14 protein-coding genes are annotated in these 12118 nt (G+C 36.9%); 7 read left to right on the forward strand and 7 right to left on the reverse strand.

Going from position 1 to position 12118, the window contains the following annotated elements; genetic code table 11:
• Positions 1-114: 114 nt before the first annotated feature.
• Positions 115-336, forward strand: coding sequence for an HU family DNA-binding protein (locus ICN34_RS07515; RefSeq protein ID WP_216121785.1), 222 nt, complete (start codon positions 115-117; stop codon positions 334-336).
• On the forward strand, positions 333-1772 hold the full coding sequence (locus ICN34_RS07520) for a Druantia anti-phage system protein DruA (RefSeq protein ID WP_216121787.1): 1440 nt from the start codon (positions 333-335) through the stop codon (positions 1770-1772). The genes ICN34_RS07515 and ICN34_RS07520 overlap by 4 nt, the downstream gene beginning before the upstream one ends.
• On the opposite strand, the gene ICN34_RS07525 is transcribed toward ICN34_RS07520, so the two are convergent.
• Positions 1717-2394, reverse strand: a complete 678-nt coding sequence (locus ICN34_RS07525) for a hypothetical protein (protein WP_216121789.1) — start codon at positions 2392-2394, stop codon at positions 1717-1719. The genes ICN34_RS07520 and ICN34_RS07525 overlap by 56 nt on opposite strands.
• The gene (locus ICN34_RS07530) at positions 2394-2993 is read right to left on the reverse strand and encodes a hypothetical protein (RefSeq protein WP_216121792.1); all 600 of its coding nucleotides are present in this window, start codon (positions 2991-2993) and stop codon (positions 2394-2396) included. The genes ICN34_RS07525 and ICN34_RS07530 overlap by 1 nt, the downstream gene beginning before the upstream one ends.
• A gap of 340 nt (positions 2994-3333) precedes the next feature.
• Between ICN34_RS07530 and ICN34_RS07535 the strand changes: the two genes are divergently transcribed.
• Together ICN34_RS07535 and ICN34_RS11605 are read left to right on the forward strand one after the other, a co-directional pair.
• On the forward strand, positions 3334-3522 hold the full coding sequence (locus ICN34_RS07535; protein ID WP_216121794.1) for a hypothetical protein: 189 nt from the start codon (positions 3334-3336) through the stop codon (positions 3520-3522).
• A 739-nt stretch (positions 3523-4261) separates the two neighbouring features.
• Complete coding sequence (locus ICN34_RS11605; protein WP_370623987.1) at positions 4262-4648, forward strand: surface-adhesin E family protein; 387 nt, start codon at positions 4262-4264, stop codon at positions 4646-4648.
• Positions 4649-4818: 170 nt separating this feature from the next.
• On the opposite strand, the gene ICN34_RS07540 is transcribed toward ICN34_RS11605, so the two are convergent.
• The 4 genes from ICN34_RS07540 to dcm form a co-directional block, all read right to left on the reverse strand.
• Positions 4819-5028: a hypothetical protein gene (locus tag ICN34_RS07540; RefSeq protein ID WP_216121796.1), complete on the reverse strand. Its 210-nt coding sequence runs from the start codon at positions 5026-5028 to the stop codon at positions 4819-4821.
• Positions 5025-5228, reverse strand: a complete 204-nt coding sequence (locus ICN34_RS07545) for a hypothetical protein (RefSeq protein WP_216121798.1) — start codon at positions 5226-5228, stop codon at positions 5025-5027. The genes ICN34_RS07540 and ICN34_RS07545 overlap by 4 nt, the downstream gene beginning before the upstream one ends.
• 236 nt (positions 5229-5464) lie before the next feature.
• On the reverse strand, positions 5465-5974 hold the full coding sequence (locus ICN34_RS07550; protein ID WP_216121800.1) for a hypothetical protein: 510 nt from the start codon (positions 5972-5974) through the stop codon (positions 5465-5467).
• A 506-nt stretch (positions 5975-6480) separates the two neighbouring features.
• Positions 6481-7728: a DNA (cytosine-5-)-methyltransferase gene (gene dcm / locus ICN34_RS07555; protein WP_216121802.1), complete on the reverse strand. Its 1248-nt coding sequence runs from the start codon at positions 7726-7728 to the stop codon at positions 6481-6483.
• 72 nt (positions 7729-7800) lie between these two features.
• On the opposite strand from dcm, the gene ICN34_RS07560 reads away from it, so the two are divergent.
• A complete protein-coding gene (locus ICN34_RS07560) occupies positions 7801-8547 on the forward strand; it encodes a PmeII family type II restriction endonuclease (RefSeq protein WP_216121804.1) in 747 nt (248 codons plus the stop codon).
• Here ICN34_RS07560 and ICN34_RS07565 read toward each other — a convergent pair.
• On the reverse strand, positions 8544-9122 hold the full coding sequence (locus ICN34_RS07565; RefSeq protein ID WP_216121806.1) for a recombinase family protein: 579 nt from the start codon (positions 9120-9122) through the stop codon (positions 8544-8546). The two genes, ICN34_RS07560 and ICN34_RS07565, sit on opposite strands and share 4 nt — an antisense overlap.
• Positions 9123-9387: 265 nt before the next feature.
• On the opposite strand from ICN34_RS07565, the gene ICN34_RS07570 reads away from it, so the two are divergent.
• Positions 9388-10185 (forward strand): ferritin-like domain-containing protein, encoded by a 798-nt coding sequence (locus tag ICN34_RS07570; RefSeq protein WP_216121808.1) that lies wholly within the window; start codon positions 9388-9390, stop codon positions 10183-10185.
• A 9-nt stretch (positions 10186-10194) separates the two neighbouring features.
• On the forward strand, positions 10195-12093 hold the full coding sequence (locus tag ICN34_RS07575) for a radical SAM protein (RefSeq protein WP_143143893.1): 1899 nt from the start codon (positions 10195-10197) through the stop codon (positions 12091-12093).
• The last annotated feature ends 25 nt before the right edge of the window (positions 12094-12118 follow it).

Below are 12118 nucleotides of genomic sequence, written 5' to 3' on the forward strand. Positions count from 1 at the left end.
AACTTAGAGGACTATTCTTTAAAGATTCCGTATATAAGATAGTATCTGTGTATTATTTTGTCAATAAACTACTGGAAGTGACGTCCTCAGAATCTTCTTAATTAAGAAGGAAATATGAATAAAACAGATATTGTTCGTAAAATTTATGAGAATTCAGACAAGAAGATACCAATGAAGGATTTGGATCTAATTGTGGAGAAAACCTTTGATTTAATTTCTGAAGTCATACAGCAAGGTAAGGAAGTTCAAATTTCTGGGTTCGGATCATTTTCATTACCCGAGAAAGTGACAAAACCACTAATTAAAATTCGTAAAGTGGTAAATCCTAAGAAATGAAATCTAAGTTCGTTTACACGGAACCTAATGAACAATATCGGGAATGGTTAAAAACCAATCCAATCAAGAAACTCACTCCATCAGATGAAAAAAAACTGGATGATGAAATTCGGAAGAAAATATCAGATGAATTAAATGTAACAGGTGAATTCGATATAGCTGAGTTCATGTTGTTACATAAGTGGTACGAAGTCAGGGAGTTTGTTTCAAAACAGGATCCCAAGGATATAGAAGAGGTGAAAAATCTCATCTGGAAACCTAAAGGTAGAAGTGATTTTAGAAGAATTGTTCCAGAATTAGTTTTAACAAGTGATAGTCTGGATATTAAAAAAATAAATTTTTGGGATGAAGAAAGTTATCAATCCTATACAACTAATGATAAGTTCATTAAACATTGGAACATTCTTCGTGTATTAATCTCCTCCTCACGACATGATGGAACAATAGGTAGACAGTTGAGATACCTCGTCAGAGATAAGGTAACAAACACATATCTTGGAATTATTTGTATTTCATCTTCAATGATGAACTTGGCTGAAAGAAATAAAGAAGTATTCGGTGGAGAAATTACTAAAAATAAGGAAGCCAAACAACACTTTATTGATGCTTTCTCTACTGGTGGTAAATCAATCAATATGGCTAACGGTCAAACCATCATGTGTTGTCAACCGTTTGGAAGATACTTTAACGGTGGGAAATTATTAGCATTATTGTGTTTAACGAAACAGGTAGCTAACGATTGGAAAGAAAGATACGGTGACACTCTTGTTACAGTTGAAACAACTTCTTTATATGGTGAAAAAGAATCTACACAATACGATGGTTTAAAACCATTCTGGAGAAACCTAGGTAAAACGAGTGGTGATACTCCACTTAAACCAACGGATCAACTCTGGAAGGAATTAAGAAGATGGTTAAAGAAAAGATATCCAAGAAAATATCATCACTTTATGATCCAAAGGAATGTGAAGGGTGTTCAGTCAGTTCGGGATAAAAAGAATGGAATGATTTCTCGTTGTTATCAATTACTAGGGATTGGAGATGTATTAAAAATATCATCTGGTCATCAACGAGGAGTGTTCTTATCTAAACTTTATACAAATTCAGATTTATTTCTACAAAATAAAATTACCGAAAGTGAATTGATACCTGCTTTTGATAATTCACTTGAAACATTAGTAGAGTTTTGGAAGTTTGGATTTAAAGGTGATACGAAAGATTCATTACATCCAGAACTTGAAAAATTAGCTAGTAGTAAGAATAAACACAGTACCAAGAACAGTCCGGCCAAAACACGATTACAAACTTTAATTAACAAAGCCAAAGAGAAGGGGGAATCTCCTTACATTGACTTGATTACAGATTGGTATGAACCAATGTCTAGGTTATCGTTGGCTGAAACAAAAAAACAGTTCTTAGTCCAGATTTCTCGTTGATAAATTTAGTAATTGGTTCTTGAATCTCCTGTTCCCTGAGGAAAAATTCAATTTCAGAATCTAAATTTATAAAATTAACCAATCCATTTTCAAGAACCTCAACATCATAGTTATTGTCTGATAACTTTAAAAAAGTTCTAGCATCCAAAGTGAAGTTTATTTCACCAGAAAAGTATGAATTTTTGATGATGGATTCTGAGATGAATGGAACTGAATTTTCTCTGATACTAATTCTGGAAATAAATTGACGGTAATTAAATACCGAAACTTTAAGATTTGAATCTTCCGTAAAGAATCTAATGTGAGTGGAATCCGTAGTGTTGATGGTGTCACCAATAGCTTCAACATATTTTTTATCGAGATGGAAACTCTCAGATAGTGTTGATTTTATTTTAGTTATCACCTTGTTATACAGATTCATCACCTCTGTTTCTGTAACATTAACCAATCCGTCAAGATTAAAGAGTTGATAACTTTGTTGGCTAATATTTAAATTAGTACGAATAACCAAATCTTCATGTTTCTCCGACTTACCGAAAATAATAACAGTTGAGTTTGGTGTAACTAGAAAGGAATCACCATAGTTACCGTATTTCTCAATAAGTTTGGAATGAATTTTCATTAATCACCATCAATTTTTCTTTTGAGTAATCCTGACACCTCAATATCAGCGTATCTCATTAACCGTTTTATTTCTTTAAGATGTTCTTCAATCTGGTGATATTTTTTGATGATATCGTTTTCTGAGAAGTAGATGGTGATACCTTTTTTCATATCCTTCACCTCTTCGTAAACCTCAACAACTTGAATACCGTCATCATCATCAATTTGTTTCCATTGACGAGCTTCTTCCAATTTCAATACAGGGTGAATTAATCCTTTTTTGAATTTTTCCTTTAGTTCCTTATCTTCTAGTTTTGATAATTCCCAAAGTGTGTTGTATGCCGGTGGAAGTAGTTGAACATTGTCATAAAGAATTTGTCGTTTGGCTATCTGACAAAGATTACTGATTGTCGTTTGACTCATAATCTTTCTTTCGATTAAGGCTTCACGAATTTCTCTCCACTTATTTTTACCTACTGAATCATTGTAAGTAGCGTGTTTATTGACGATGGTAGCTACTTCAAGAATGTATTCAGCTGCTTTATTCCATGTATTGGTAATTTGACTGATTACAACTTCAACATCATTTGATTTTGATTTGGATGTGATATTTGTCATATTTAATAAAATCAATGAAATTTCTGGTTTCTAGGAAATAATCGTATTACTATTAATAATGATACCTAGAAAAAAGTTGAGATGATGAAACGATTGATATTGATATCTTTAATGATAATTTCCATTAGTTCAATAGCCCAAACTACGAATCTGAAAAACTCTCCCTACAACATGGAGAACAGTATCAATAATATGGAAAATTCTCCATATAATATGAGGAATTCACCTTACAACATGGAGAATTCACCTAATAATTTGAGTTCAACAAATGGTGTTTACGACAATCAGGGAAATCGAACAGGTTATCAAGTCAAGGAACCTACGGGTGTAACTAATTATTATGACAATCAAGGAAACAGAACAGGTTATACACCTTCAAAAAGGTAAGAAATCCTTAGATGAACTCTTGGCTTCCAAAGAAGTCATCACAGGTAAAGAAGTGATTCACAATCTCAAAGAACTGGAGAAACGACAGAAAGAATTTGAGGAATCTGTGGAGGTGGAGTTAAGGAATAGGAGGGGTAAATGAGGAAAACACTAAGACTCACTCTTATAGTAATTCTACTTTCCATTTCTACACTCTCATACTCTCAATTATCTCCCTATGGAACTGGATTCAATGTCGGCACCAAAGAAGACTTAGAGATTCGGTTGGAGTGGTCTAAAAAAGATCCCTGTTTCGATCCTGGTTTTTCTAAAAATACCAAGGAGTACATTGAATTGATGAAATATAGAAAGATTCAATCAGGTCCCAATGGAAAACAAATAGTCTGTGAGAAGAAAAAATGAAAAAATACATACTTATATTGATGTTGACAGTCATGAGTCAAGTTCACTCACAATCGAATGAAAATAGACCCGTAACCTTAAATGACAATACAAAAACTCAATTGATTGAACTAAATCCCCAGACACCAAGTATCGGTCTTGAATCTAGGTATCAGTCTGACACAGTTTCAAAAAAGACTGATTCAGTATTTGATGAAACAGTTTCTTGGTTAAAAAAGAATGGATTCTTTAAGTTTCTCTCAGTTATCGTAATTGTTTATTTCGGATATATAAGATTCAAAAGAAAAAAACTTAAGGAGTCACAGGGTGGGAAGTGACCTTGAATTTGTCGGAAAAATGAATCCTCAGAGGCTAAAGTCTTGGGACGAGAGATTTCGTGAAGAACGTGAACAGTTCTTTAGGGATGAAAAGAATAGAGAACTAAGAAGGTCTGGTAAGTTAGTAAAGGTTGAACTTGAGACTACTTACGAAAGAGACGAATGACTCGATTTCTATTTCTTGTATCACTAATCTTGTCATTTAATGTCTATGGTCAAGTTTGGGAACCTGTTGTTGAATCCGATAACCATACTATCTACTCCTATGATTCCTCATCCACTAAACGTGAGGGTGACATAGTTACCTACTGGGAGTTAGTCAATCACAAAACTCCATTAAAAAATGGTAAGTCGTTAGTTCTTTCATCAAAGACAAAAATCATTCAAGACTGTGAAAAGAATAGATTCAAAGTCTCTGACATGATTGAATATGACGGTCACAATGGGTTGGGGAATATGGTCAATGTAACTATTGGTTCTGAGACTAATTGGTATCCCACTGAAAAAGACTCAATAAACGAAGTATTGAAGGAGTGGGTCTGTAAGTAATCAGTTTGATTGTTCAACAACCATGATTACTAAACTTTTCTTCTTCACATTCGTCTTAATCACCTTATTCAGTTCATTCAAGTATCCGTTGATGACCTGATCCTTCAAGTCAGAACTCACCTTCATCGTGTAGATAGAGTCTTTTTCTAATCGTTCTAGTTCTCTTTGATTCATTCTTCTTCACCATCAAGAACTGGTTCGACTGTAATCAATACTTGACCATTCTTTAACATCTTGAGTGTGAGTGGTAGTAGTTCATTGAGTAGATATACAACATCTTCTTTTGTCATATTGGGAAAGAGGTCACAGGTATAAAACTTCTCTTTTTCTTCAGTCATAAAACGATGGAAAGACTTAATTTTTAGTGAGGATTTCTTCATAGTTCTTCTACCTCATTCAATACAGAAACAATACCGTTCTGTTCAATATTTGATATCAATGTATTGATGGCTAGGCGCCCAAGAGTAGATTTTGGAATCTTGGTGTAACTTGATACTTCATTGAATCTTTGATTTAATTCATTCGAAATCCTAAGGGGAAATTGAATTTGTGGTGTAGCTGATACGAATAGTTGTGTCATTTGTATTTCCTTTAATTGGACATTTAGACTAAGACCATCACGAACTCAACACTAGCGATGGTTAGAACGACAAGTTTGGGATTACTTGGTTCTTGTGGAATATTTATGTCATTTAATATCTGTTGATTGATAGTGGTATTTCACAATCAATAGATACAGTTATGGCTTATGTATCGTTTACAACTCATTTCAAACGGATATAACTTTACTCAGAGCAATTCACCGTTTGTATCCTCTTAATTCAAAAGGAACGATTTACATTCAATTAACACCTTCTCGTCACCATACATAAAACTGTTACCTTCATATCTGGTTACATAGTAGGTGTGTTTTTTACCTAATTCTTTTTTGTAAGGTTGAATCCATACTTCCGACTTGATACCTTTTTGTAGTGATTTTTCCGAATACTTTTTCCAATACCTTTTAAGGTTGTCATTCAATTCGTAAACATTGGAATTCTTTGGTATTTCAACGAAAGCATGAATATGAACATTCACACCCATTTCTTTGTCACCACCAATAAATGGAACAAATCTCATTGTTTTGTTACCAAGTTTTCGTCTGGTGGTGGTAATTGTCCAATCCAAGGATTTCAACATTCTTGGGAATGACAGTTCATTTATTGATTGTCGGGATATCCCAGACTCATCCATAAATCCTCCATTGAGTTTAAAAACAGCTATGACCCATTCGGTCTCAGATTCCGTCAGAACCTCATTAATCCACTCCCTAATCGTTTTTGACATACATTGATTCCTATATCTATCTATGTATATAGGCTGAATTTATTGATACCAATTGGTAATGATGAATAAATTCAATATTTCCCACTTTTCCATTCCGGGAAAATTTCAAATTATCGAGTTCCGGCCAATTAAATTTTTTTGGATATTTTCAGTTTGATCTGGTGGGAATTTTTCTTATAACTGTTATTCCACTCACTATTCCCAAAACATCTTTTTTATTGGTTTCGGGAACATCATTTTTTGATGGTTTTGACTATTCCTAAATCGTCATATTTTCACTATTCCAAATGACATGATTCGGGAATGTTTATCTTGTGTAGAGTAGGGTGGTAAACATTCATCTACACCAGAATATCTATTGCCTGGGGTCTTGACGACCTGTAATATGAGTATGTACCCCTATGAGATTAGATGATTAATCTAATAACCAATAAACCACAGATTCATTCACTTTAGTGAATATTGATACGAACAGGTGAGTATCAATGGATGAAAAACCTTCTTAATTAAGAAGCTTTTGGTCTCTTGGGTTTATGGTTATTGAGTGTATTGATAATCATTGAACCAACAGATTTAGCTAGATTGACGGGAACAGCATTACCAATCTGTTTGTATTGTGATGTCTGTGATCCAGAGAATTCCCATGAATCGGGGAATGTTTGAATCCTAGCGTATTCACGAACTGTAAAAGGTCGTGTTTCATCTGGATGACATCTCTCTGTTTGTTTCTGAGCGGGAGCACAGGTTAGTGTTAAGGATGGTTCATCCCAACTTATTCGTCTAGCCATACCTGTCTTACCACCACCGAGATAAAACGATTTCATCATGTATGACTTTTGAATATCTAAAGGTAAATCTCTCCAATATCCTCCAGGAGGAACGAGATCCATAATCTTTTTCTTAGCCTTTGGATATTCTTGACCGGGAGATTTCGGTACATCCGTTTTGTATAAGACGCCTTTTTTCAAAGCATCTTTTAGATTCAATATCTTTTTATTTGGTTTTGGGTAGTCAAATTGTAAATTAGCATCTTTTCTCAAAGCTACTAGGAATAATCTTTCTCTTTTCTGTGGAACATTGTAAAAAATAGCTTTCAACACCTGTGGAGGAACAACTTCATAACCTAACTCCTCTAAGACTGAAACCATTCCGTTTAGTGTTTTACCTTTTTCGTGAGAGAGTAGACCACGGACATTTTCACCAATAGCTATTAAAGGTTGTGTTTCTTTCACACAACGAGCGAATTCATAGAACAATGTACCTCTGGCATCATCGAAACCAAGTTTCTTACCAGCATAACTAAATGCCTGACATGGAAATCCACCAGTTACTACATCTACCTTACCTTTGTATGGTTTGAAATCAATAGTTGAAATGTCACCTTGAACAACATTCCACTTTGGACGATTTGTTCTTAAAGTATTACAAGCATCCTTATCTATCTCGTTGAGAAGAATACAGTCTAACCCTGATTCTTCTAACCCAAGAGCCAAACCACCAGCACCAGCAAATAGTTCAATGGTTTTGTATTTTCTTTTTGGTTTAATTTCTGATGGTGTGTTTTTCACTTCATCTTTCTCAAATAAAAAACTTAGTTCATTAAGGTTCTTCAAGTCATCCAATTTATAGACACGATAGTCATTGGTTGGATGTCTATGAGATTTTAATTTTCCACTTTTATCCCATCTTCTTAATGTGTCCTTTGAAACAGACAACATATCGGATACTTTAGATAGGGATAAGAATTCTTCCATCCGGGGATTATATAACCTTATGTATGGTTACTATAATTCTCGTTTGTAAATTGTGTGTGGTAAATTAAAAAAATGACAAATTTACCTTCATCAGTTGATAACGAAAAGGTCTTGAAAGAGGCTAAAGAGTGGTTCAAGACAAAAATCGTTAGTAGACATCTCGTCAATACAAAGAAACTGACCAATTCCTCTCAATTCGACATCAATCCCTTTTTAACACCGTATTTGTCATCATTTCTTACGGGAGATATCACCAATAAAGGTGTGGCCAAATCTCTTGTATATGCTCGTGTATTAGGTACCTCGATAACAACATCCTTTGGATCAAATATTCAAAACTTCATTTCTGATGTTTTGGTTAATGCTTATGGAAGTATTGTTCAAGGTATTGATATTGTCTTTGTAGATAAGTTAGATGGTCGGACGAAATATGCCCAGTTGAAAGCTGGACCCAATACCATCAATGCTGATGATGTAGAAACAATTGATAGACACTTCAAAACTATCAAGAATTTATCCCGAACCAATAATGCTCAGATAATGACTACTGACCTCATAGTGGGTGTTCTTTATGGAAATGAACAGTCTATGAGTGCTCATTACAAAAAACTACGAGATGAACATAATTACCCAGTATTTGTAGGTGAGGAGTTTTGGCATCGTCTAACAGGTGACAAGGGGTTCATGAACAAACTAATCACCTCAATTACCGATGTAGTAAACGATATTGAGGTTTCCTCGGTCTTGGAGAATGTAATAGATGAATTATCACAATCCGAGGAAATTTCTAATATTGTTAAGTTAAGTAAACGAACTTAAATATATTTGTAAACTGTACCAACACCACAATTTAATTGTTTACTGATTGAAACAATTCCCATTCCTTTTTCTCTAAGAATCTTGATGGCATTTTTCATACCATCGTTCATATTCGATGGTCTTCCAAGTTTCTTACCTTGTGACTTAGCTCGGTTAATACCAAGAACAATTCGTTCTCTCATTAGATTTTTTTCATACTCACCCAAACTAGCCATAAGAGAAAAGGTAAGACGACCCACGGAAGTAGAGGTATCAATACCTTGTTTTTGAATCAATATGTCTACATTCAATGAGTTTAGGTAGTTAAGTGTTTCAATACAGTTTTGTAGACTTCTTCCTAACCTTGTAATGTCAAATATCAAGACTTGTTCAAATTTCCTCTGACTGGCATGATTTAATAAAAGATCCAGTCCCGGTCTTTCTTCTCTCCCTTTGGATCCTGAAATACCGTTATCTATGTATTCCTGAACAATCTCCAAATTCATTCTTTTGGCCAAATCTCTTAATTCCATCAACTGGTTGGTCGTATCTTGTTTTGATGTCGAAACACGGACATAAACAGCTGTTTTTTTCATGATTTTCCTAGTTACAATGTAGTTACAAAGGGTGAGGTCTTGAACTGGATGTATCAATACCTTCACATTCGATACTCACTATTCACGATAGGTTTAGGATTCTTCAATTGAATCAACTGGATAACTTCTTAATTAAGAAAATGAATATAATTTTAGTTACAAAGTTGTTACAAACTATTCATAAGTCATTGATTTTATGAAGAATTTTACCTATATGACTATTGAGTGGGAATAAGGGGTAGGCGATTTAAGCCTGCCAATATTCATGCTTGAGTTACGCGAAGCTTCACTCGCAATCCTGGCAAGGGCTGATGCACAAAACAAAGTAAGTCAGTTACTCAGTTTGTTTGATGGTTATCACAAACAACAAATCACCCTGGATGTTGCTCGTAAGATTGATGCTCAAGGCCTTTCTCTACCTGGGCGTCCGCTAAAGCCGGAATTGGTACTTCCTAAGCTGGTTCCCAAAAGAAGAATGGATACCTCCGAGGGTAGGGCGGGCTTATTGCACTCACTCGCCCATATTGAATTTAATGCAATGAACCTTGCGCTAGATGCCATCTGGCGTTTCCCAGATATGCCCAAGGAATACTATGAGGACTGGTTGAAGGTTGCCAAAGAAGAGGCCTATCATTTCAGTTTAGTAAATGAGTATTTGCATGCGCTGGGGTTTTCTTATGGAGATTTCCCTGCCCACAATAGTTTGTGGGAGATGGTTGAAAGAACAACGGATTCTGTAATTGCAAGAATGGCTTTGGTGCCCAGAACAATGGAAGCAAGAGGCTTAGATGCGGTGCCAGCGATTCGAGATCGCTTCAAGCAAATTAAAGAAGTGCGTGCAGTGGAGATATTGGAAATTATTCTCAATGATGAAATCGGCCATGTATTGATTGGCAATCGCTGGTTTAATTTCTTGTGCGTGAAAGATAATCTTTCTCCAATCACTGCTTATCGAGAGTTAGCCGCCAAATATCGTGCGCCTGTTTTAAAGCCCCCATTCAATATGGAGGCCCGCAAGCAGGCTGGCTTTACAAGCGAAGAGCTATCTCTTCTTGGTGCATAGTAAATAATGATGAAGGTATTAAGCCTCATTCCACCCATGACCCAGCTGAACACGCCGTATCCCTCTACGGCGTATCTCACGGGATTCTTGAGGTCTCGTGGAGTTGACGCCGTTCAAGAGGATCTCGCCTTAGCTTTAGTGCTCAGTTTCTTTACTCCAGAGGGTATGTCTGAGATTCGTGCTCAAGCGCTCACGGTGCCTGAAGAGAGTCGCAGTGCCAGCGTTAATTTCTTTCTGGATTACTTTGATGCCTATCAATCAACCATTGCCCCAACGATTAGCTTCTTACAGGGGCGCGATAGCACTTTAAGTCATCGCATCAATACCCGTGATTTTCTACCTGAGGGACCACGATTTACTTCTCTTGATGCATTTGATGAAGAGGAGGCGGGTGATCCTTTATCTTGGGCCTTTGGCGCTTTAGGGTCTCAAGACAGGGCGCGTCATTTAGCCACCCTTTATCTCAATGATTTATCCGATGTATTGCGTGATGCTGTTGATGACCGCTTTGAATTCGTGCGTTATGCAGAATCCTTGGCAAGTAGTCAGCCTACCTTTACGCCTTTGGCTGATGCGCTCCAGGCTAAACCAACGCTCATGGACCTGCATTTACAAGAGTTAGCCAGTAAAGCGATTGAGCGTCACCAGCCGAATGTAGTACTCCTATCCGTACCCTTCCCGGGCGCCATGTATGCAGCCTTGCGTATAGCTCAGGTGATTAAAAAATCACATCCAGAAATCAAGATTGCTTTGGGTGGTGGTTATGTCAATACTGAGCTTCGAGAGTTATCCGACGCTCGGATCTTTGATTATGTGGATTTCATTACGCTAGATTCTGGCGAGAGACCGCTGCTTGCTTTACTCGAGCACATCGGCGGCAAACGCTCCACCGAAAGATTGGTGCGAACCTTTATGCGGAATTCTAGTAATCAAGTGCAATACCTCAATTGGCAAGAGCTTGATGTGCCTTTTGAAGAGGTTGGTACTGCCACTTGGGATGGGTTACCGCTGGATTCTTATTTATCTCTTTTGGATATGCTTAATCCGATGCATCGCCTATGGAGTGACGGCCGCTGGAACAAGCTGACTGTTGCGCATGGCTGTTATTGGAAAAAGTGCAGCTTCTGCGATGTATCTCTTGATTACATCTCTCGTTATGAAACTGCGTCAGCCAGTTTATTGGTAGATCGTATTGAGCAAATTGTTCAGGAAACTGGGCAGACAGGATTTCATTTTGTGGATGAAGCTGCGCCACCTAAGATATTAAAAGCGCTGGCTGAGGAGCTCATTCGCCGCAAGGTGCTCATTTCTTGGTGGGGCAATATTCGCTTTGAGAAAACCTTCACGCCTGAATTGGCGGAGCTGTTAGCTAAAAGTGGATGTATTGCGATGTCTGGAGGTCTCGAAGTGGCCTCTGATCGCCTACTCAATCTCATGAAAAAAGGCGTATCGGTTGAACAGGTTGCTCAGGTTACAAAGGGTTTCTCTGATGCCGGAATCTTGGTTCACGCTTATTTAATGTATGGCTTTCCAACGCAAACCGTCCAAGAGACGGTGGATGCATTGGAATATGTGAGACAGCTTTTTGAGCATGGCTGCATTCAAAGCGGCTTCTTTCATCGTTTTACTTGCACCGTACATTCTCCGGTGGGTCAAAATCCGCAAGAGTATGGAATTGAACTCATTCCTTTGCCAGAAACCACCTTTGCCAAGAATGATGTTGCCTTTATTGATTCCACTGGGGTTGATCATGGAGTCCTTGGTCAGGGGCTAAAAAAGGCCATTTATAACTATATGCACGGCGTAGGATTTGAGATCAAAACTCAGTCTTGGTTTGATGGTTTGGGCATCTCCATACCCAAGACAACTGTCCCTAAAAATTTCATTCAAAACGCCTTGTATCGCTAGCTCACCTCTATAAATCAGACTTACA

Origin of the sequence: Polynucleobacter sp. Tro8-14-1 (assembly GCF_018881655.1) — a bacterium.
In the GTDB taxonomy this organism is placed as follows: Bacteria; Pseudomonadota; Gammaproteobacteria; order Burkholderiales; family Burkholderiaceae; genus Polynucleobacter.

Bases quoted from the DNA above. Each gene is read 5' to 3' on its own strand.
- ICN34_RS07515 (WP_216121785.1), top strand. From the start codon at position 115: ATGAATAAAACAGATATTGTTCGTAAAATTTATGAGAATTCAGACAAG.
- ICN34_RS07520 (WP_216121787.1), top strand. From the start codon at position 333: ATGAAATCTAAGTTCGTTTACACGGAACCTAATGAACAATATCGGGAA.
- ICN34_RS07525 (WP_216121789.1), bottom strand. From the start codon at position 2,394: ATGAAAATTCATTCCAAACTTATTGAGAAATACGGTAACTATGGTGAT.
- ICN34_RS07530 (WP_216121792.1), bottom strand. From the start codon at position 2,993: ATGACAAATATCACATCCAAATCAAAATCAAATGATGTTGAAGTTGTA.
- ICN34_RS07535 (WP_216121794.1), top strand. From the start codon at position 3,334: ATGACAATCAAGGAAACAGAACAGGTTATACACCTTCAAAAAGGTAAG.
- ICN34_RS11605 (WP_370623987.1), top strand. From the start codon at position 4,262: ATGACTCGATTTCTATTTCTTGTATCACTAATCTTGTCATTTAATGTC.
- ICN34_RS07540 (WP_216121796.1), bottom strand. From the start codon at position 5,028: ATGAAGAAATCCTCACTAAAAATTAAGTCTTTCCATCGTTTTATGACT.
- ICN34_RS07545 (WP_216121798.1), bottom strand. From the start codon at position 5,228: ATGACACAACTATTCGTATCAGCTACACCACAAATTCAATTTCCCCTT.
- ICN34_RS07550 (WP_216121800.1), bottom strand. From the start codon at position 5,974: ATGTCAAAAACGATTAGGGAGTGGATTAATGAGGTTCTGACGGAATCT.
- dcm (WP_216121802.1), bottom strand. From the start codon at position 7,728: ATGGAAGAATTCTTATCCCTATCTAAAGTATCCGATATGTTGTCTGTT.
- ICN34_RS07560 (WP_216121804.1), top strand. From the start codon at position 7,801: ATGACAAATTTACCTTCATCAGTTGATAACGAAAAGGTCTTGAAAGAG.
- ICN34_RS07565 (WP_216121806.1), bottom strand. From the start codon at position 9,122: ATGAAAAAAACAGCTGTTTATGTCCGTGTTTCGACATCAAAACAAGAT.
- ICN34_RS07570 (WP_216121808.1), top strand. From the start codon at position 9,388: ATGCTTGAGTTACGCGAAGCTTCACTCGCAATCCTGGCAAGGGCTGAT.
- ICN34_RS07575 (WP_143143893.1), top strand. From the start codon at position 10,195: ATGAAGGTATTAAGCCTCATTCCACCCATGACCCAGCTGAACACGCCG.